Annotated in this window: 19 protein-coding genes and 1 tRNA gene; 2 read left to right on the forward strand and 18 right to left on the reverse strand. The window is 33.5% G+C overall.

What is annotated here, in order from left to right; genetic code table 11:
• Positions 1-122 precede the first annotated feature (122 nt).
• The 18 genes from CIGNP91_RS06220 to mraY all read right to left on the reverse strand — a co-directional run bounded on the left by CIGNP91_RS06220 (position 123) and on the right by mraY (position 18,476).
• Complete coding sequence (locus tag CIGNP91_RS06220) at positions 123-512, reverse strand: hypothetical protein (RefSeq protein WP_141081104.1); 390 nt, start codon at positions 510-512, stop codon at positions 123-125.
• Positions 499-1,092, reverse strand: a complete 594-nt coding sequence (locus CIGNP91_RS06225; RefSeq protein WP_086253688.1) for a hypothetical protein — start codon at positions 1,090-1,092, stop codon at positions 499-501. Before CIGNP91_RS06225 ends, CIGNP91_RS06220 begins: the two co-directional genes overlap by 14 nt.
• A gap of 111 nt (positions 1,093-1,203) precedes the next feature.
• Positions 1,204-2,721 (reverse strand): 2-isopropylmalate synthase, encoded by a 1,518-nt coding sequence (locus tag CIGNP91_RS06230; protein WP_086253689.1) that lies wholly within the window; start codon positions 2,719-2,721, stop codon positions 1,204-1,206.
• Positions 2,722-2,846: 125 nt separating this feature from the next.
• The gene (gene pssA, locus CIGNP91_RS06235; RefSeq protein ID WP_086225115.1) at positions 2,847-3,578 is read right to left on the reverse strand and encodes a CDP-diacylglycerol--serine O-phosphatidyltransferase; all 732 of its coding nucleotides are present in this window, start codon (positions 3,576-3,578) and stop codon (positions 2,847-2,849) included.
• Positions 3,571-4,182, reverse strand: a complete 612-nt coding sequence (locus CIGNP91_RS06240; protein ID WP_086234224.1) for a phosphatidylserine decarboxylase — start codon at positions 4,180-4,182, stop codon at positions 3,571-3,573. The genes pssA and CIGNP91_RS06240 overlap by 8 nt, the downstream gene beginning before the upstream one ends.
• Positions 4,175-6,097: an ATP-dependent zinc metalloprotease FtsH gene (ftsH, locus tag CIGNP91_RS06245; protein ID WP_086253690.1), complete on the reverse strand. Its 1,923-nt coding sequence runs from the start codon at positions 6,095-6,097 to the stop codon at positions 4,175-4,177. The genes CIGNP91_RS06240 and ftsH overlap by 8 nt, the downstream gene beginning before the upstream one ends.
• Positions 6,097-6,909: a 50S ribosomal protein L11 methyltransferase gene (locus CIGNP91_RS06250; protein WP_086225112.1), complete on the reverse strand. Its 813-nt coding sequence runs from the start codon at positions 6,907-6,909 to the stop codon at positions 6,097-6,099. Before CIGNP91_RS06250 ends, ftsH begins: the two co-directional genes overlap by 1 nt.
• Complete coding sequence (locus CIGNP91_RS06255; RefSeq protein WP_086225111.1) at positions 6,909-7,274, reverse strand: chemotaxis response regulator CheY; 366 nt, start codon at positions 7,272-7,274, stop codon at positions 6,909-6,911. Before CIGNP91_RS06255 ends, CIGNP91_RS06250 begins: the two co-directional genes overlap by 1 nt.
• Before the next feature lie 64 nt (positions 7,275-7,338).
• The gene (gene hisA / locus CIGNP91_RS06260) at positions 7,339-8,049 is read right to left on the reverse strand and encodes a 1-(5-phosphoribosyl)-5-[(5-phosphoribosylamino)methylideneamino]imidazole-4-carboxamide isomerase (protein WP_086226750.1); all 711 of its coding nucleotides are present in this window, start codon (positions 8,047-8,049) and stop codon (positions 7,339-7,341) included.
• Positions 8,050-8,661, reverse strand: a complete 612-nt coding sequence (gene hisH, locus CIGNP91_RS06265) for an imidazole glycerol phosphate synthase subunit HisH (RefSeq protein ID WP_086225109.1) — start codon at positions 8,659-8,661, stop codon at positions 8,050-8,052.
• Positions 8,645-9,550, reverse strand: a complete 906-nt coding sequence (locus tag CIGNP91_RS06270; protein ID WP_086238950.1) for a PDC sensor domain-containing protein — start codon at positions 9,548-9,550, stop codon at positions 8,645-8,647. Before CIGNP91_RS06270 ends, hisH begins: the two co-directional genes overlap by 17 nt.
• A gap of 1 nt (position 9,551) precedes the next feature.
• Complete coding sequence (gene pglF / locus CIGNP91_RS06275; protein ID WP_086253691.1) at positions 9,552-11,333, reverse strand: UDP-N-acetylglucosamine 4,6-dehydratase (configuration-retaining); 1,782 nt, start codon at positions 11,331-11,333, stop codon at positions 9,552-9,554.
• Positions 11,330-12,424, reverse strand: a complete 1,095-nt coding sequence (gene pglE, locus CIGNP91_RS06280; protein ID WP_086234221.1) for a UDP-N-acetylbacillosamine transaminase — start codon at positions 12,422-12,424, stop codon at positions 11,330-11,332. The genes pglF and pglE overlap by 4 nt, the downstream gene beginning before the upstream one ends.
• An 83-nt stretch (positions 12,425-12,507) precedes the next feature.
• Positions 12,508-13,587, reverse strand: coding sequence for a restriction endonuclease subunit S (locus CIGNP91_RS06285; protein WP_236848378.1), 1,080 nt, complete (start codon positions 13,585-13,587; stop codon positions 12,508-12,510).
• A 59-nt stretch (positions 13,588-13,646) separates the two neighbouring features.
• On the reverse strand, positions 13,647-15,701 hold the full coding sequence (locus CIGNP91_RS06290; RefSeq protein WP_086253693.1) for an HsdM family class I SAM-dependent methyltransferase: 2,055 nt from the start codon (positions 15,699-15,701) through the stop codon (positions 13,647-13,649).
• A 357-nt stretch (positions 15,702-16,058) separates the two neighbouring features.
• Positions 16,059-16,134 (reverse strand) — tRNA-Phe (locus CIGNP91_RS06295).
• Positions 16,135-16,207: 73 nt separating this feature from the next.
• On the reverse strand, positions 16,208-17,407 hold the full coding sequence (murD, locus tag CIGNP91_RS06300) for a UDP-N-acetylmuramoyl-L-alanine--D-glutamate ligase (RefSeq protein ID WP_086253694.1): 1,200 nt from the start codon (positions 17,405-17,407) through the stop codon (positions 16,208-16,210).
• A gap of 4 nt (positions 17,408-17,411) precedes the next feature.
• A complete protein-coding gene (gene mraY, locus CIGNP91_RS06305; protein ID WP_086253695.1) occupies positions 17,412-18,476 on the reverse strand; it encodes a phospho-N-acetylmuramoyl-pentapeptide-transferase in 1,065 nt (354 codons plus the stop codon).
• Between the two features lie 160 nt (positions 18,477-18,636).
• On the opposite strand from mraY, the gene gpmI reads away from it, so the two are divergent.
• Both gpmI and fabG read left to right on the forward strand, forming a co-directional pair.
• On the forward strand, positions 18,637-20,100 hold the full coding sequence (gene gpmI, locus CIGNP91_RS06310; protein WP_086253696.1) for a 2,3-bisphosphoglycerate-independent phosphoglycerate mutase: 1,464 nt from the start codon (positions 18,637-18,639) through the stop codon (positions 20,098-20,100).
• Positions 20,101-20,110: 10 nt separating this feature from the next.
• Positions 20,111-20,854, forward strand: a complete 744-nt coding sequence (gene fabG / locus CIGNP91_RS06315) for a 3-oxoacyl-ACP reductase FabG (RefSeq protein WP_086228477.1) — start codon at positions 20,111-20,113, stop codon at positions 20,852-20,854.
• Positions 20,855-20,910 lie beyond the last annotated feature (56 nt).

Raw genomic sequence — 20,910 nt, forward strand, 5'->3', positions numbered from 1 at the left:
TTTAAATATTATAAAAATAAAATTATGAATTTATACTTTGATTATATCTATTTTTGCTTTAAATAAATTTAAATTGAGATAATTTTTATTATAATATTTAATCACTAAATAATATAAATTTATTAAAATTCAATACTCTCTACTACTGGAATACTATCTACTGTAAGATTTTGCTTGGTTCTGTGATGTTTTTTGATAATGGCTGGTTCTTGCACTCGCTCAAATCCGGTAACCAAAACAGCAAAATAGTCAAATTTAGCACCATTTAATCTAGCATATACTAAATCACCGACATTGCAAGGCTTAGAGCTAAATCCTTGAGCTGATATGAGCTTACCATTGCTAGTATCAGTAGATTCAATAGTATAAACATAACCGCTATTAACTTTACTAATTGAAGTTACAATGCCTTTTATATAGCTGTTTTTAGCAATTTCCGTGTGATTCTTAGCAGCTGTACATCCAGCTACTAAGAATAGTAATATAAATAAGGATAGACTACGCAGTAACATTAATAGCATTACCGCTAAGCTCCATAATGGCTTGATTGATTCTATCTAGAGTTTTATTCATTGTTTGCTCAGAGATATCTGGCAAGGCTTGACCCCACATAGCTTCAGCTTGAGCGAAGCCATTTTTGACCCCTTCTAAACCGCTTCTTAGCTTCTCAGCATCGCCACCGGCTCCATTTATGACAAAGTCGGCTATACGATTTGCAGTATTATCAATACCAAAATATCCACTATCGCTTATTAGGTTGCTTGCCTCTTGTGGGCTTAGGTCGCCAATTGGCTTACCGCTATAACCAGTAATATCTATATTTTGATTTAGTAAATCTTTTAATTCTTTAGTAAAATTATTTGCACTATTATCTTGATTATTAAACCCAAAGCTAAGACTCATAAAGCCAACTTGCATATTAAAATTACCATTTGATAATTCAAAGCTTTGTTGCATAAACTGCATATGATAACCTCTTGTTAGCTCACTTGCGTCAATCTTGCTTGCAGCTTCTTTAATTCTTTCAATGCTATCTTTCGAATTTGGATTAATGCTTAAAAAATCTAAGCTATTTGTGCCATTTATTTGCATATTTTCTCCTTATAGATATCGGATTTTTTAGTTAAATATGTTGTATTTTAGTAAGCAAATTTATTTTTTGAGTGAATTTGGCTAAAAGAGTAGCCAAATTCAAATTTAAACCTATTTTTTCATACTTAAATAACTATTTAAAGCACTTACATAGGCTTTAGCACTTGCCATCATAGTATCTATATCTAAACCATGACCTATAAATGGAGGCTCACTAGAACCAAAGGCCACCTTTACAGTAACCTTAGCAAGAGCATCTTTGCCTTGAGATACGGCTGAAACTTTATAATCTTTTAGCTCTCCAGCAACCTTGCTTATTCTATCAATTACCTTAAATATCGCATCAGCCGTACCATTGCCAAGAGCTGCATCACTAATAATCTCACCATTAAATTTGATACTAATAGCTGCACTTGAATGACCTGAGTTACATGAGCTAGTGCTTAAAGTTTCGATTGTATAAATCTCAGGTATTTTGATAATCTCATCACTTACAAGTGCTCTAATATCATCATCAAAAATCTCTTTTTTCTTATCACAAAGTAATTTAAATTTGCTAAACGCTTCATTTACCTCTTCATCATTTAGATCAAAACCTAAATTTACTAGCTTATCTTTAAAGGCATGACGACCGCTATGCTTACCTAAAACTAGAGCATTTTTCTCTGCTCCTATATCTTCAGCTTTGATTATTTCATATGTTTGAGCGCATTTTAACACACCATCTTGATGAATACCACTCTCGTGAGCAAAGGCATTTTTACCTACAATTGCTTTATTTGGTTGTGGTTCTATACCTGTAATACTAGCTACTAAACGACTTGTAGCATATATCTCTTTAGTAACGATATCAGCATATAATCCACTAAATTCATCGCTTCTTGTTTTGATCGCCATAACGATCTCTTCTAAAGCTGCATTACCAGCTCTTTCACCCAAACCATTAATAGTACATTCTACCTGTCTTGCTCCAGCCTTAATACTTGCTAGAGTATTTGCTACTGCGAGTCCAAGGTCATTGTGATTATGTACTGATATAATAGCTCTATCTCCAATGTACTCACTCATAATTCTAACCATATCAGCTATCTCATATGGCAATCTAAAACCTACAGTATCAGGCAAATTTAAAGTCTTAGCACCAGCATTTACCACTGCATCACATATCTCTTTTAAAAATGATATATCGCTTCTACCAGCATCTTCACAGCTAAACTCAACATCATCTACAAAACTTTTAGCATATTGTACTGCTTCAACTGCTCTTTTGATAACCTCATCAGGCTTCATCTTAAGCTTGTGTTCCATATGAATTGGACTAGTAGCGATGAAGGTGTGAATTCTTCTATTTTTTGCTGGAGCGATTGCATCGGCTGCTGCTTTTATATCACGCTCAAGAGCTCTTGAAAGACTAGCAACTTTAATGGATTCTACTTGTTTGGCTATTTGATTAATCGCATCAAAATCTCCAGGACTAGCAGCAGCAAATCCAGCCTCCATAACATCAACACCAAGGCGTTCTAATTGAAGAGCAATTTGAATTTTCTCTTCAGTATTCATAGAGGCACCAGGGCTTTGCTCACCATCTCTTAATGTTGTATCAAAAATTATAATTTTATTTTTATCCATTTTATTATCCTTAAATTTAATATATTTTATAGTATGCTATGCATAGAGTTATTAAAAGGAGCTACAGAGCAGATTAAGGAGAGAAAGTTTATAGATAAATATATAAATTTTTTTACTATTTGCTATCATTTTTGTTCCTTTATCTTGATATTTTTGGCAAAAAATCTCGCCCAAACAGCACGAATTATACCATATGTAGTATAAATAGAAATCAAAGCAGTAGCTGATTCTAAAGGATATAAATATAAAAGTGAAAATAGTATTACAAGCATTACGAGAGCTTTAATATAATTAGCACGACTAAAATCAACCTTTTTAAAGCTTGGATAGCGTACATTTGAGACCATAAGTATCGAAAGTGCCGCCATTAAAATGATAAATACCCATTCAAAACCAATTAAAATTTCATATTTATTATAAATTCCAATCCAAAATCCAGCGACTATAGCAGCTGTAGGAATCGGCAATCCAATAAACATATTTGGTTCATTTTCATTAGTTGTAACATTAAATCTAGCTAGTCTAATAGCCCCAAAAACTACAAACATAGCCGTAATAAGTGAACCAAATCTACCAAATTCGCTTCCGATACTAAAATAAAATAACATAGCTGGAGCTACACCAAAAGCAACTAAATCAGCCAAACTATCAAATTCAACACCAAATTTAGATGTGGTTTTGGTTAATCTTGCTACTCTACCATCTAGCCCATCAAGCACAAGAGAGATTACAAGATAAAAAATAGCCTTTCCAAATTCGCCATTAGCACTAGCTAAAATACTGATAATACCAGTAAATGCACTACCTGCTGTAAATAAATTTGGAAGTATATATATTAATTTATTATTACTATTCATCTATATAACCTATAATATTACAAGCTTTTACTTTATCACCTTTAGTAAGAGATATTCTCGTATTTAAAGGCATCAAAATAGAGATTTTACCATCTTTAATAAAGCCTATTCTACGACCAGATTTAACATAATTTATACTTTCTAAATAAATCTTAGAAGTAAGTGCTGAAGTGCTAATACGAAGTATAATATCTTGATTTTTAGATATTATGGTAGCTCGGTTATTTAATAAATTTGAGTTTGAATCGCTGCTATGTAAATTTAGACCATTACGCCTTTTAATATCAGATATCTCCATATCACAAGTAGCACGCAAAACACCACAGTCAATGATTCTTGAGCGAATTAAAATTTCACTATAACCACGGCCATTATAATTGCATTTTTTAATATCTTCTACAACTCCATCAATAGGAGATAATATAGCTTTAGAATCTTCACTTTGCGGTAGTCTTTCAGGGTTTCTATAAACCCACAAAGTAGCTAAAAGTAAGATAGTAAAAAAACTAAACCAAAAATCAAAAATCCAAGATAGTATTAAAAGCACCACTGAAATAGTGATGCATTTATATCCATATCTGCTTATGATTCCTAGATTATTCATCTACTTGATTCTCTTTTGCTTTTTTAATGTCTGAATTCTCATCTTCAACATCTATTAAGCGTGTAGGCAAACCATTTGCTTCTTCAAATTCTTTAATAATCGCCCTAACTTTATCGCCCTCTATAGTCTCTTCTTCATATAAAGATTCTACCATTTTTTCTATCGCACCACGATAAAGCTCAAGCGTAGCAAGAACTGCTTCATATCTCTCATTTAAAAAGCTCTTTACAAACTCATCAAGTTTTTGTGCCATATCATCGCTATAATCTTTTAGAGTTTGGCCTCCATTTAAAAATACATTGCGTTGTTTTTCTAATACCATAAGGCCAGCTACATCAGTCATTCCATACATTGATACCATTGCTTTTATAATATCAGTAGCGCGTTCAAGATCGTTACTTGCACCTGTACTAATCTCTTTGATAAAGACCTGTTCAGCAGCTCTACCGCCTAGCAATACATCAACCTTAGCAATCAACTCATGTTTTTGCATTAAAAATTTATTCTCTTCTGGGGCGTTAAGCGTATAACCTAAAGCTGCAATACCACGCGGTATTACCGATACTTTTGTAACCTTATCAGCCCCTTTTGTAGTTTCAGCTATTAAAGCGTGTCCGCACTCATGATATGTAACTATCTTTTTCTCTTTTGGATTTATACGGCGAGATTTTTTCTCTAAACCTGCAATTGCTCTCTCAACTGCTTCAACTAGATCTTTTTGATCAATTTTAGTTTTATTAGAACGGCCAGCCAAAAGAGCAGCTTCATTAATGATATTAGCCAAATCTGCTCCAGCCAAACCAGCAGTTAAGCGACCTATCTCATCCATATTTACATCATTTGAAAGCTTGACTTCTTTGCTATGTACTTTTAATATATCAACACGCCCTTTAAAATCAGGTTTATCAACTAAAACTTGGCGGTCAAATCTACCTGGTCTTAAAAGTGCCGCATCTAAAACCTCTGGGCGGTTGGTTGCTGCTAGAACTATTACAGGACTTTTATCGCTATCAAATCCATCCATTTCAGCTAAAAGCTGATTTAGAGTCTGCTCTCTTTCATCATTGCCACCCATCATAGAACCAGCCGCCCTACTCTTGCCAATAGCATCAATTTCATCTATAAATACGATAGCAGGTGCTTCTTTCTTAGCATTTTCAAATAGATCTCTAACACGACTTGCGCCCACACCTACAAACATCTCTATAAAACTTGATCCAGAAACTGAGAAAAATGGAACCTCGGCCTCACCAGCAACAGCCTTGGCAAGTAATGTTTTACCAGTGCCTGGAGGGCCTACTAATAGCACACCTTTTGGAATTTTAGCACCTAAGCGAATATAGCGTTCAGGATTTTTAAGGAAATCTACGATCTCTTTTACCTCCTCTTTAGCCTCTTCTACGCCAGCTACATCATCAAATTTAACTTTTGGCTTTTCGCTATTAATTAACTTTTTACTACTTCCCATACCAAGGATTCCGCTACCCATATTTTTTTGCATTCTACTGGCTAAAAACATCCAAATTGCAAAGAAAATAAATACAGGAATAACCCATGAAAATAGCATATCGCTTAGCCAATTACTCTCACTATATGCTCCATAGCTGATGTTATTCTCTTCTAAAAGTGGAACTAAAGTTTGATCATTAGCAACTTTTTTTACTACATATGCTTGACCATTTCCACTAGCTTTTATCGTAGTTTGTCCGATTACAACCTCATTTATCTGCTTTGATTTAATTAGGGATTTTAGCTCTGAGTAGCTGATATTTTTTGAATTCGTACCAGATATTCCCATCTCATCAGGGCTCATACTACGAAAAATCAGCACCATCACCACAGCAAAAATCGCAAACATTAAAATAGGATTTTTATTAAAAAAACTATTATTATTTGGTTGATTTTTATTTTCCATTATTTTCCTTGATTTTTAAATACAAAACTCTCCCACTCATTTTGAGTTAAATTCTCTATCAACTCAAATTCGCTAAAAGCGTTTATAATTCTATTTTTATATTTTGTAAGAATTCCAGATAAAATTATTATGCCACCGACTTTTATCTTAGATTTTAGGTCATTTGCAAGAAATAGTATAACATCAGCAATGATATTTGCTACTACAATATCATAAGACTCATTACTATTAGTTATAGAACCAGTCCAAATTTTATCTATAGCTATATTGTTTTTTTGCGCATTTTCAAGACTGCTTTGAACGGCTAGTTCATCAGTATCACAAGCGCTTACATTTAGCCCTAACTTTGCCATAGCAATACTTAAAATACCACTACCGCAACCAACATCTAGAGCATTTTTATATCCTTTAGAATATTTTGAAATTAGCTTTAGACATGAATTTGTACTCTCGTGATGACCAGAGCCAAAAGCTAATGCTGGATCGATAATAATATCTATTAGCCCATCTTTTGGAGTTTCCCAACTTGGCCTAATATAAAACTCACCGGCTTCAACCGGAGCTATGCCTTTTTTATATTCATTAATCCAGTCTATATTATCTTTGATTTGTAAATCAGTAGTTATTTTGCAGCCCAAGCGACTAGCAAACTCTTCAAGTCCCCACTTGGTATCTTCCAAGCTCTGCTCATCCCTAATGATAAAGCCACTATCGATCTCTTCTATACAGGTAAATCCAAATTCAAAAACAAGATCTTTTAATGGCTCAATTTGCTGGGATGTAACTTTTAATTCGTAATATTTATCTTTCATTATCCAAGAACGTCTTCAAGTTTCTCTTTAAGAACCTGCGGCGTAAAAGGCTTAACAATATAGTTATTCACTCCAGCTTTTAATGCTGTAATAACCTCAGCCTTACCACCCTCTGTGGTTACCATTATAATAGGCATATTTTCATACTTAGACTCAGCCCTAACCTTTTTAACTAGCTCTAAACCATTCATTTCAGGCATATTCCAGTCAGTAATTAACACGCCTACATCTGGATTTTGGCAAAGTATATCCCAAGCCTCTACACCATGCTCAGCCTGCAATACTTCGTTATGTCCAAGCCTTTCTAGTGTATTTTTTATAATTCTTCTCATAGTAGAGCTATCATCAACAACCAATAACTTCACTAACTATCCTTTCTCAACTTTAGACGATATTTTATCTAAAATTACTTTTAAAATACTTTAACAGTTAAAAATTGTTATTAAAAATATCATTAAGTGCTATTTTTCCTTCATAATAAGCTTTGCCAATTATAACCCCAGATATTCCATTAGTTTTGCTTGCAGTCTCTAAATCGGCTAAACTTGCCACACCACCACTTGCAATCGTATCAATACCACTAGCTTGTGCAATGCTTGATGTAAATTCTAAATTTAACCCACACAGCATACCATCTTTGCTAATATCTGTGGCAATTATCGCTTCAACTCCAGCATCTGCATATAGCTTAGCAAGATCAGTAGCTCTTATCTGACTTACCTCAGCCCATCCTTCTACTGCTACAAACCCATCTTTAGCATCTATTCCTACAACTATTCTGTATTTTTTAGCCATCTCTTTTACAAACTCAGGATTTTTAAGTGCAACAGAACCCAAAATCAACCTACTAACTCCTGAGTTTAAATAGCTTTTTATACGCTCTTCATTACGGACTCCGCCGCCAATTTGTATATTTAAATTTGTAGCATTTACAATTTTTTCTATAGTTTTTAAATTTACAGCATCTCCTGCAAATGCTCCATCTAAATCTACAATATGCAACCACTTAGCCCCAGCATCGCTAAATCTCTTAGCTAGCTCCCACGGCTCATTTGAGTAAATTTTAGCACTATCCATAAGACCTTTAGATAGCCTAACTGCCTTGCCATCTTTTAAGTCTATTGCCATATATTTTTCCATCTATATCTCCATAAAATTTTTAATTATTCTTAGTCCGCTCTCATGTGATTTTTCAGGATGAGGCTGAAATCCATAGACATTTTCATACTCAACAGCACTGACAAAATCATACCCATACTCAGTATAAGCCAAAGCAAATTTACTATCACAAACAGCATGATATGAATGAACAAAATACAAATAAGCACTCTTGCCAAGACCATCTACAATCTTGCTTTGTTTAGTAAATTTAGCCATATTCCAGCCCATATGCGGCACTTTAAGAGGCTTATCAAATTTAGATTCATCAAATTTAATAATACTCCCATCAATCACTCCAAGACCACTATGCTCACCAAATTCATAGCTCTTTTTAAACAAAAGTTGCATCCCAAGACAGATCCCAAGAAACGGCTTACCACTAGCTATAAACTCTAAAATTGCATTATCTAAATTTGTATCTCTTAATCTTTGTATCGCCTTACCAAAAGCACCTACACCAGGCAAAAGCAACTTATCATAGCTTTTTAATCTATCTGCGTCGCTTACTAATTCACTCTTAGCACCGACAAACTCAAGAGCATTTTGAACGCTTCTTATATTTCCAGCACCATAATCAATAATCCCTATCAATACTACCCCTTTTTAAAACAAATAAATAGCAACTCAAAGCAACCATCAAAAGCCCTACCCCACCGATAAGATAGATAGCGTATAATATCTGACTTGGATCAGTAATTGCAAATTTAAATACCAACATAAGAGATTCAATAGCTAAAGCTATAATAATACTCCCTATAAATCTTACCATTGTTCTACTGCCGCCATTTTGATGGTGATTTGGCCGACCTAAAACCTCAGCTTCAAATATCGCCTTAACAAGATCAAATATTGCAAGTGCTAAAGTAAGCACAATAGTGGATTCAAAAACCTCACTAATATTAATCTCATTAAAGCTTTTTAATACAAAGCTCTTTATACCATAAACAAATAAAACCAATGAGATCGCAAAAAGAGCAATAGAAAAAACAGAATATATAAGCTTTGTAAATTTGCCAAATATTCCATCTACAGAACTAGGACTAATCATAGCCAAAAGCTCTTTTAACCCAATATCCACACATGCTATATAAAGCAACTCTTTTTTATCATTACATATAGGCATTGAAGCTGTAACACAAAGGCGATTAGTAAGGCTTGATGGATATGGATCTGTTAGCACGCATCGCTTCTCACGAACACATCTATAATAATACGCCTTATTACTTCTATTCATTCCTTTACCAGATATATTTTTAGAATCTAGACTTATGGTATTATCTAGTTGAATTCCATTTTTATCCAATATATAAAACGCATCAAAGCTATCAACCTCATGTGCGATCTTATCAAAACCATCATTAATGCTTTGAACATTTACACCAGGGAGATTATTTGGTATATTTCTATCTAAAAGATGGCATAAATAGGCTCTAGCCTTATAGCGTATCTCGCTAAATTCTTCAATCTCTTTAAAAATCACATTAATTCCTATTTTTATTATGATGAAACTCAGGCACGATAAGTTTTAATCTTTGTTCAACTTCTGCGTCGTTTTGACTTTGTAATAGATCAGAAATTTGACTATTTAATAGATCGATATCATATGGTTGGCTTTTGGTTACAAAGATACTTTCAAATTTAGTTGCTACATCATTTGGATCAATCAAAAGCTCTTCATACAGCTTCTCACCCGGACGCAAACCTACAAATTTGATTCCAAGATGCTCTTTATTGCTTAATCTTAGCATTCTTTTAGCCATATCAGCGATACGAACTGGCTCACCCATATTAAGCACAAAAAGCTCACCGCCACTTGCAATGCTAGCTGCTTGAAGCACTAATTGACACGCCTCGCTAACAAGCATAAAATATCTAGTGATATCTGGGTGAGTTACGCTTAGTGGCTCATTGGCTGCGATTTGGGCTTTAAATTTAGGTATCACACTACCGCTACTACCAAGCACATTGCCAAATCTCACCGCCGCAATCTCAGTAGAGCTGGTATTTGAATTTAACGCATATAATTCACAAACCCTTTTAGTAGCTCCCATGATATTTGTCGGCCTTACAGCTTTATCAGTTGAGATTAGCACTACCTTTTTAGTTTCATATTTTTTGGCTAAATCTATAACATTTTTAGTTCCCATTATATTATTTTGCACAGCAATTAATGGATTAAACTCACATAATGGAACATGCTTATATGCAGCTGCGTGAATCACTATATCTGGGCGAAATTTAGAAAATACAAAATCAAATTCATTAATATGAGTGATATTTAACATAACTAAGCGATTACGCTCATCAGCGTTTGTGGCTTCATTAATCTGATATAGATTATACTCGCTATGTTCTACCATTATTAACTCTTTAGCACCAAATTTCAAGCACTGCTTACATATCTCGCTACCGATTGTCCCACCAGCGCCAGTAACCATCACTACCTTACCACCTATAAATGACTCAACAGCTGCACTATCTAGGTCTTTTGGTTTTCTAGCTAGTAAATCTTCTATGCTAATATCTGTAATTCCCTCATTTTTTTGCCCAATTAAAGAAAATATTTTAATATCTTTAAATCCTAAAGTATCTAGCTCATCATATAGTTCTTTAAGCTCATTTGGCATAAGTTTTAGAGCTATTATAGCGCTTTTTACGCCATCTTCTATATAGCTTTTTAGCTCATCTTTATGACCTACTTGATAGCCATCGCAGTATGTGCCTACTAGATCTTTTCTACCATCTACTATACCTACGGCGTAATAGTTTGCATATCCACTTTTGAGTCCTTTTAGGATTTGTAGAGTTTTAGAAGTAGAACCTATAATAACGCAAGGTTTGCCATTTTTAGCCTTTTTAAAGTCCATTAAAGCTCGTTTTGAAATTCTTAAGCTACCTACCATAATAGCCGAAATAAGCGCATCTATAATTATAACACTTCTTGGAAAAGGAGCAAAGATCTCCTCATAAGATAAAAATATTCCAAAAAATATTCCCGCACAAAGCAGACAAGCTAGCGTAATCTTTCTAGATTCATTTAATCCAAAAAATCTCCACGGCACTCTATAAATTTGAAAAGCCCATAGCATAGCAATCTTGATAACAATCAAAATTACTCCACTATATATCATACCAGGAATAAATATCTCAGGTATATCCCCACTAAATCTAAGTAAAAAAGCAAAATATATACTAAATGCAAATATCAAAGTATCGCATAGTAAAAAAAATGCTATTCTACGCCTCTTAGTCGCTCTAATCACAGCGCACTCCTAACGATATTAGCAACTTTTTCTACTAATTCATCACTCATATCAGCACCACTTGGAAGACACATTCCCCTACTAAAATAATCCTCACTCGTGCCATCTACAACGCATTTAGCACCTTTAAATACTGGTTGAAGATGCATTGGCTTCCATAGTGGTCTACTTTCTATATCGTGTTTATTTAGTGCTTCTATAACTTTTAAATGCTTATTTTTCTCTTTAAATAAAAGCGTAGTAAGCCATCTATTACCACGAGAATTTGGAATTTCAGGCATAAACTCAGCCACATCTTTGAGTAAATTTGAATAGATATCAAATATCTGCCTTTTTCTCTCTACTCTGCTTTGCAAGACCTCCATCTGCCCCACTCCAATAGCACCCAAAACATTACTAAGCCTATAATTATACCCATAATCTAAATGCTCATAGTGCAGCAATGGCTCTCTTGCTTGTGTGCTATAATATCTAGCTTTATTAGCTAAGTTTTTATCATGGCTAACTAACATACCGCCACCACCTGTGGTTATGATCTTATTTCCATTAAAACTATAAACTCCAATATCACCAATGCTTCCAAGTGCTTTGCCTTTATAAAATCCACCCAAAGCCTCAGCCGCATCTTCTATAATAGCTATATTATTTTCAGTGCAAATTTCTACTATCTCATCCATCTTTGCTGCTTGGCCATATAAGTGGGTTATAATTAGTGCTTTTGGCTTTTTATCGCTTTTATTTATTGCATCTTTTAAGAGTTTTGGGCTAAGATTCCAACTCTCATCACAATCTATGAATATAGGCTCACACCTTTCATACATTATAGGATTTACACTAGCAGCAAATGTAAAAGATGAGGCCAAAACAGCATCGCCATCGCTTATTTTTAAAACTCTAAGCGCTAAATGCAATCCAGCAGTTGCTGAGCTAAGAGCTACTGCATTTGGTGATTTAGTATAATCTTTTATACTATTTTCAAACCTATCTACAAACTCTCCAAGTGGTGCTATATAATTACTTTTAAATGCTTCATTGACATACTTTAACTCATTACCGCCCATATATGGTGCGCTTAAAAAAACTCTAGCCATTATATTCCTCTATTAATTAATGGCCATATTTTATCAAAGTTAGAATAAACTTAGAATTAATAACGCTAAAAAGTTAAATTTATTCATTGATTTGAGCTTACTATGCTTTTTGTAGCTTTAATTTTGTTATCAGTGTATAAAACTACATCTTTTATTACTAGCTTCTTAATCGCTTTGATAAAATTATTCATAAATTCAAAATCAATATCACCGTTATTAGTAGGCAAATAAATTTTTTCTTTTTTTACCCTCTCCCAAGTTGCTTTAAAATCATAAGAAAATTTTTGCTTAATTGTTTTATGTATAGCAGTTGTAGCATAAAATAAAATTTCGTTATTGCTCTCAATATTCGCCCATTTAATCAAATATGCGTCCCATAAAACGCCTGTTTTTTGAGGTTGCGGATACACATCGCCAGTCGCAACTGCACCATTTTGAACTATACATATTGACATTTCAGTAAAATCAAATATATCGCTACTACCATAAAACATAATTCCATTATCGCCATGTTTTGCATTAACTAGCGGTAAATTATATTTTTCGGTTTTTTCGCTGTTTGTATCACTTCTTTTATCAAATTTAGCATTTTTTAAATTTACTTTTTTAAAATAATCTGCAATTCTAAATTCGCCCCAATTATAATTTTCAAATTTAGAAAGAGCGGATAATTCAGCGGCGGTTAATTCGTAATCTTTTAGTGACGCGGCGGCAAGATACGCCTCTAGCTCTGCTACTCGCTCCGCCTCTAGCTCTGCTACGAAGCTCTCCATAAATTCAAAATCAATATCACCATCTTTATTTATTGGGAGTTGGATTTTATCATCTTTAATTTTAGCCCACGAACACATATTATCATAACCAAATTTAGTTTTTAAATGTTTAAATAAACTTGCCAAAAATAGCCCTTGTTTGTGTGTTGTTTTAAATTTGGGTTTTAAAGAAAATACTCTTGCATGTGTAACCATTTTATATTCAAATTGTCTAAAAAACACAAATCCAAACATATCAATCGTTATTGTGTTAGCTTCGAAAATTCTAGCTTCTATATCGCTTTTGCCTAAAATTCCATTATTAGTTTCTCCGGCAGTTACGACAAAATAACCTTTGTCATTTATATGGGATTTTTGAATATCAAAATTTCCATTTGAGCTGTCAAACAAATCACCAATTCTAAATTCACCCCACTCAATGCTACTTATTTTTTGATTAAGTGGGGATATTACTTTCCCAGATTATCTTTTTGATTTTTGATTATTTGACTTACTTCCCACGCTAGATAGTCGCTTACAGTCTTTTTAAAATCCTCTAAAGTTGGCCTAGTATCAATCGGTGCTGATTGATTCCAGTCTGAGCCGCTAGTAGGGTCTATCACGCCTTCGAAATAGTCATTTGAACTAAGCAAATTTAGATAATTTTTGCCATAATGCACTAGATCGACAACCTCAGCATACCTGGCCTTAGCATTACCAATATCTCGTAGATTTAGGCTAGATTTGGCCTTTTTGCGGTTTGCTCTTGCGTAGCCATCATCGCTAAAATCTATAAATTTAACCACATGTTTAGCATTATGAGCCTCACCTACTTTAAAGACATAAATATTAGTTTGAACACTAGATTTACCGATAAATAGGTCAATTGGCATTTTAATACTAGCTATTAAAGTGTTAGATTTTAGAATTTCTTTATTGATAGCTTGGGCTTTGCCACTTCCGGCTGAACTTTGGATAATTATAGCTGCATAGCCGTTGTCCATCATCGATAGGGCTTTTTGGACAAATATCATTCCATTACCCTCAGCTGAATATGGAGGATTTAGAATAAATGCAGTAGCTTTGAATTTACCCTGCTTTGTGCCATAGGCATAATCTCCATCAAAATCTCTAAGGCTATCTTTATTTAAAATATTTGAGCTACCATCGCCCATTAAGATCATATTTAACACAGCAAGCATATAAATATTTGGCAAAATTTCTAAGCCCATTAGCTGTTCAGCTTTTATTGTGGCGATTTTTTGCTTTTGAGAGTCTGGGGATTGAATTTGATTTTTAGCATCTTCTATCATTTCGTTCATCGCAGCAATCAAAAGTCCAGCCGAACCAGTAGCAAAGTCCCAAACAAAGCTATCTTTATTTACTCTAGCGAGTTTAACTAAGAGTGTTGCGACATATGGCGGAGTCAAAACAACATCATTTAACTGATCTTGAGTAAAGCCTAGCCAAGCATACATTTCATTGAATAATTTACCGGTAAAATCGATATTTAACTCACTTTTATAATACTCGCCTAAATCATCTACGATTTTGCAAAATACACGCTTGAGTTGGCTCTCGCCGTTTATTGGCTTATTTAAATTTTCAGCTGTTAGAGTGTTAGCTAGCGTGCGAATTATTAGCCCTTGTTTATCTTCTGGGATTGATTTTTCTTTGAGAAAATTTTTGACTTTGCTTAAAATTTTATCGCCATCTCTCTCTCCGTTTTCTTCAGATGATATTAGCTTATCTTTTGTAAGTGGTGCAACCTTACCGCCCTCAACACCTAAAGTAGCGATAATCGTTGCTACGACAAGATAGACTCTATCATTTTCGCTTAAGCCTTTTTCATCTCTATAAATATCATTATTTAACTTAGTTAAAACTATAGAAATTTCTTCATCTTTTTTGGTTTTTATCGCTTCTAGCTCTTGAGGGGTTAGATTTAGCTCTTTTAGCTTTTGAGTAAATTTGATAAAATTATCATCTTTTAAAAATGATAAATCGCTATATTCACCTACTTTTATAGCTTTAGCTAAGTTGGCTTTGCTTACATAATATACGCCAATTTTTATCTCAAGTTTGTCGCTTAATGTATCTTTAAAGCCAGTAACGCCAATAGCAATAATCTCATCATAGTCAGTATGGTGTAAAATAGCATTAGCATAATGCACAGCACCATTAACCGCATATTCGTTAATATTCTTGAAATTTGGCTCATTTTTAGTATTTTTGTTATCGATTTGACCATCTTTATCAAGCTTAATTAGCTTATCTTTATAGCCTTTGTATTCAATTAAAACTGGATAATATTTTAGACTTTTTGGGTCTTGCTTTAGCAGCTTAGCATCTGGGCGATTACCACCTGCACCGCCATTTTTAGAATAGTATAAATTTAATGCGTTATCAATTTGACTATTTAAAGATTCTTGTTCGAGTTTATAATCTAATTTATAGCTTTTTAACTGGGAATTAATGTAATCTGCAACATTTGGTTCTACTGATTGAACTTTGGATTTAGCCATTTTAGTTCCTGAAATTATGATAATTTAAAAGCTGTAATTATATATTAAATTTACTAAAATAACAACATTTATCTTTAATCATTAAAAATTCAATCAACTCATTATTCTTTTTTAATTTTTTATTGAATTTTTTATATTTATTCTTAGCTTTTTTAAATGTTTTGATAGCTATTTTCTATTCATATTTTCATATTTTGCATAATTTATTATATCCATATGATATCCCTTAATAATCCTTGATTTGAGCGATATTTGTAGAATTTTCTTTAACGAGCATAATTTTCTTAATTAATCACTTAGCGGCTTTAGAAGAGATAAAAAATTAAATATGATATAAAAATGTAAATTGAATAAAAATGGTGGTTAGAGGCAGAATTGAACTGCCGACACGCAGATTTTCAGTCTGCTGCTCTACCGACTGAGCTATCCAACCACCTTAAAAATGAGTTGTAATTATACCTTTTTAAAACTTAAATATAGATAAAATTCTACTCAAATTTAAGAATTTATATAATTTTTGCTATAAATTCTTTAAATTTATCTCCACGATGCGCATATGAACTAAACTGATCTAAACTAGCACACGCTGGGCTAAGCAAAGCCACATCGTCTATATTCATCTCTTTATCTATCAAATTTACAGCATTATAAAGCTCTTTAGCATTAAATACTTTAGCACCAAATTTATAGCTCATCTTTTCTATATCATCGCAATTTGAGCCAATAGCATAGATTGTAGCGCCTTGCTTAGCAGCTGTAGCGACTACTTTTTCTATACTCACACCCTTATCATCGCCACCTAATATAATATGAATCTTAGACCCCTCATATCTGGCTAAGGCTTGAAGAGTTGCGTCTATATTTGTAGCTTTAGTATCATTGACCCATAATCTACCTTTGGCGTCCTTTAACTCTTCAAGCTTGTGAGGCTCAATGATAAATTTATTAAGCAGATCAATGCTACAACGACTAAATATTATGCTCTCAATACAAAGCGCCATAATCGCATCCATCAAAAATGGAACCCTAAAATCAATCCTACCAATATCTATACTAAATTTATTAGCTAAATCAATCTCATCATCATACCCTATAATCTTAGCGTGAGATTTGATCTTTTCATAGCATTTTGGCACTATAGCCACGCTACCTTCTTTCATCATTGATAGCGGTTTCAGCTTGGCATTTTCATACTCTTTAGCACTTCCATGCCAGCTTATATGATCATCGCTAATAGGCAGTAACGCATATATATCAGGTGTTGCAAATTTCGTATAATGCATAGTAAAAGAGCTAGTCTCTAAAATCCAAATTTTAGCCCCTTTACCTACTAAATCACCAAGTGGAATACCCACATTGCCACCCATTATAGCACCACGATCTTTTAATAGATGCTCAGTCATTTTAGTCGTTGTAGTCTTGCCATTTGTGCCACTAATCCAGATACTTTTTGGGGTGGAATTTCTAAAATAATCATACTCGCTTATGAGATTTTTAGCCAATTTTATCAGCTTATGAGATGGCGGAAATCCAGGACTTGGAATCTCTAGTTCACTAATATTTGGATCAAATTTATCCACAGGCAATAGAGCATTTCCATACTCATCGCTACTAGCTACTTTAAATTTATCATCATAGATATTCCAGCCGCCGCTTTTGGCGATAGATTTTGTTGTATTAGCATATCCAAATAGAGATTTTACCATATTTTTACCTTAATTTTAAAGCTATCAAAGCAATTAAATTTGCCACCAAAGCTATCATCCAAAACCGCACAATAATCTTATTTTCGCTCCACCCCTTCATCTCGAAATGGTGATGTAAAGGTGCCATTAAAAATATACGCTTTTTTCTAATCTTAAAGCTACCAACTTGCAAAATTACAGAGAGCGTCTCAACCACAAATACAAACCCGATTATTATAAGCAAAATCTCATTTTTTGTAACAATCCCCATATATCCGATAAATGCACCGATACTAAGGCTACCACTATCACCCATAAAAACCTCAGCCGGATAGCAATTAAACCATAAAAACCCAAAAAGCGCCCCAATAACAGCAGTAACTAAGATTACAATTTCGCCTAAATTTACCACCTTAGGTAGCAATAAATAAGAGCTATAAACTGCATTTCCCATCAAATAAGCAAATATTCCAAGACTAACTAATCCAAAAATAGAAGGCACACTAGCAAGTCCATCTAATCCATCTGTTAAATTTACTGCATTAGATGCTGAAGTAAATACCAAAACCCAAAATAACATTGCAAAAATAGATATATCTAAAATCGCATGCTTATAAAATGGAAAATAAAATAAAGAATCAAGTCCGCTAAAAAAATATAAAAGCACAGCAGCTATCACACCAAGCACAATTTGAAAAACAAATTTAACCCTAGCGTGCAAACCAGCGTGATTTTGGCGACCAACTATCTTGCTATAATCATCATAAAAACCAAGCAGACAAAATCCACCCAAAACAAAAAGCCCAATAAGCACAAAAGCATTGCTTAAATTTGCACTCAAAAGCGTGGCCACTACAGCACAAATAACAAAAACAACACCGCCCATTGTCGGAGTTTTACCTTTTTGCTGATGAGATTGCGGAGCTAGCTCATATATAGGCTGATTAGCATTTTTAATCCTTGCCCAAGCTATAAATTTAGGCATAAAAAATAGAGTCAAAACAAAAGCTAAAAAAAAGCTAATCCCAGCACGAACGCTAATATAACTAAAAAAATTAAATTCAAAAATTTCATAAATATAATAAAACACCAGAAATCCTAAGACGATAACTAAAAAATTTAAGATAAAATTATATAAATTTTTTGATAATATTTGGATAAATCTAGTTAAAAATTTAAAAAAATTATAATTATTTATAAATCAATGTTAAAATTGTGCCTAAAATATGCTTAAATAAGGACATAACCAAATGAGCAAAAAATCTATACTGGTAATCACTGATGGAATTGGATATAATCCAAGCAATGAATTTAATGCATTTAATGCTGCTAAAAAGCCAACATATGAGTGGTTAGAAGCAAATGCTGCTAAAAATTTATTAAAAACTAGCGGTCTAGCTGTGGGCTTGCCTGATGGGCAAATGGGCAATAGCGAAGTTGGCCATATGACTATTGGCAGTGGAAGAATCCTATATCAAAATTTAGTTAAGATTGACAAAGCAATAGAATCAGACAAATTAAAAGATAATCCAGAATTAAAAGAGCTACTAAATAAAGTAAATAGAGTTCATGTTATTGGTCTTTATAGCGATGGTGGCGTACACTCACATATAAATCATTTTGATGCTATATGTCAAATTTGTATCGCAAATAAAAAAGAGGTTTATGCTCACCCTATAACTGATGGCCGTGATGTCAATCCAAAAACTGGATTAAATTTCATAAAATCTCTTCAAGACAAATTTACAGTTGCCTCAATCAGCGGTAGATTTTATGCTATGGATAGGGATAAAAGATGGGATAGAGTAGAAACTGCTTATAAAATCATAGCTCAAAATGAAAATTTACAAACAATAACTCCAACCCAATATATGGAAAATTCATATCAAAAAGAGATATTTGATGAGTTTATAGAACCAGCTAGTTTTATAGATTTTGGTGGAATTAAAAAAGATGATGGAATAATCTTTATCAACTTTAGAAATGATAGAGCAAGGGAGATTTGCGCTGCTTTGGCTAGTGATGATTTTACTGAGTTTAATCGTCAAACTTACTGCAAAAATCTAATTACAATGACAAGCTATGATGATAAATTTAGCTTTCCTATAATGTTTAAAAATGATGATATTAAAGATACATTAGCTGATGTTATAGCAAAAAATGGATTAAGACAACTCCACACTGCCGAGACTGAAAAATATGCTCATGTAACATTCTTTTTTAATGGTGGCAAAGAGGATCTTGTAGAGAATGAAACAAGAGTATTAATACCAAGTCCAAAAGTTAAAACATATGATGAACAGCCAGCTATGAGTGCATATGAAGTAACTGATGCGGTGATAAAAGGCATAGAAAATGGGATTGAATTTATAGTAGTAAATTATGCAAATGGTGATATGGTCGGTCACACTGGAAACTATGACGCAGCTATAAAAGCAGTTGAAGCAGTAGATGAATGCTTAGGTAAAGTGATTGCAAAAGCTAAAGAGTATGGCTACTCATATATGCAAATTAGCGATCATGGAAACTGCGAAGCAATGCAAAGTAGCGATGGCGAACTACTAACTAATCATACAACATTTGATGTATTTAACTATGTAGTAGCTGATGGTATAAACTCGATAGAATACGGCGGGTTAAGCAATGTAGCTCCAACAATACTAAAATTAATGGATTTAGAAATTCCAGAAGTTATGGATAAACCACTATTTTAAAGGATAATAAATGAAATTTAGCGGAAAAAATGTTTTAGTTACTGGTGCAAGCCGTGGAATTGGTGCTGAAATTTGTAAAGTTTTAGCTAGTTTTGGACTTAAAGTTTGGATAAATTATAGATCAAATCCTAAGCTTGCAGATGATTTAAAAGCTCAAATAGAAGCTGGTGGCGGAAGTGCTGCTGTTGTTAAATTTGATGCAACAAATGAAGAAGATTTTATAGCAGCTATAAATCTAATTATTCAAAGCGATGGAGAGTTAAGCTATCTAGTAAATAATGCGGGGATTACAAATGATAAACTAGCTTTAAGAATGAGTGTAGATGACTTTGATAGCGTTATTGATGCAAATTTAAAAAGCGCATTTATTGGTTGTAAAGAAGCACTTAAAGTAATGAGCAAAAAACGCTTTGGTTCAGTTGTAAATGTAGCTTCAATAGTTGGTGAAATGGGTAATGCAGGCCAAACCAACTACTCAGCTAGCAAAGGCGGCATGATAGCAATGAGTAAAAGTTTTGCCAAAGAAGGTGCTAGTAGAAATATCAGATTTAATAGCGTAACTCCAGGATTTATAGCTACAGATATGACCGATGCTCTAAGTGATGAAATTAAAGCACACTACTCAGCAAATATTCCATTAAAAAGATTTGGAGAAGCTAAAGAAGTAGCCACAGCAATAGCGTTCTTGCTAAGCGATTATGCAAGCTACATCACAGGCGATACCCTTAAAATCAATGGTGGCCTATATATGTAGAAAACTTTAAGCCAAATTATAGTAAGATTACACTCATTTTTATTTTAGGAGAAAAT

The sequence above is a fragment of the Campylobacter sp. P091 genome, from assembly GCF_002138935.1.
GTDB lineage: Bacteria > Campylobacterota > Campylobacteria > Campylobacterales > Campylobacteraceae > Campylobacter > Campylobacter devanensis.

What these genes read in the sequence shown, in the direction of transcription:
- CIGNP91_RS06290 (WP_086253693.1), bottom strand. Translation starts at nt 15,701, where the DNA reads ATGGCTAAATCCAAAGTTCAATCAGTAGAACCAAATGTTGCAGATTAC.
- pssA (WP_086225115.1), bottom strand. Translation starts at nt 3,578, where the DNA reads ATGAATAGTAATAATAAATTAATATATATACTTCCAAATTTATTTACA.
- CIGNP91_RS06220 (WP_141081104.1), bottom strand. Translation starts at nt 512, where the DNA reads ATGTTACTGCGTAGTCTATCCTTATTTATATTACTATTCTTAGTAGCT.
- CIGNP91_RS06240 (WP_086234224.1), bottom strand. Translation starts at nt 4,182, where the DNA reads ATGAATAATCTAGGAATCATAAGCAGATATGGATATAAATGCATCACT.
- murD (WP_086253694.1), bottom strand. Translation starts at nt 17,407, where the DNA reads ATGGTAAAATCTCTATTTGGATATGCTAATACAACAAAATCTATCGCC.
- CIGNP91_RS06230 (WP_086253689.1), bottom strand. Translation starts at nt 2,721, where the DNA reads ATGGATAAAAATAAAATTATAATTTTTGATACAACATTAAGAGATGGT.
- ftsH (WP_086253690.1), bottom strand. Translation starts at nt 6,097, where the DNA reads ATGGAAAATAAAAATCAACCAAATAATAATAGTTTTTTTAATAAAAAT.
- CIGNP91_RS06225 (WP_086253688.1), bottom strand. Translation starts at nt 1,092, where the DNA reads ATGCAAATAAATGGCACAAATAGCTTAGATTTTTTAAGCATTAATCCA.
- gpmI (WP_086253696.1), top strand. Translation starts at nt 18,637, where the DNA reads ATGAGCAAAAAATCTATACTGGTAATCACTGATGGAATTGGATATAAT.
- pglE (WP_086234221.1), bottom strand. Translation starts at nt 12,424, where the DNA reads ATGGCTAGAGTTTTTTTAAGCGCACCATATATGGGCGGTAATGAGTTA.
- fabG (WP_086228477.1), top strand. Translation starts at nt 20,111, where the DNA reads ATGAAATTTAGCGGAAAAAATGTTTTAGTTACTGGTGCAAGCCGTGGA.
- hisA (WP_086226750.1), bottom strand. Translation starts at nt 8,049, where the DNA reads ATGGAAAAATATATGGCAATAGACTTAAAAGATGGCAAGGCAGTTAGG.
- CIGNP91_RS06250 (WP_086225112.1), bottom strand. Translation starts at nt 6,909, where the DNA reads ATGAAAGATAAATATTACGAATTAAAAGTTACATCCCAGCAAATTGAG.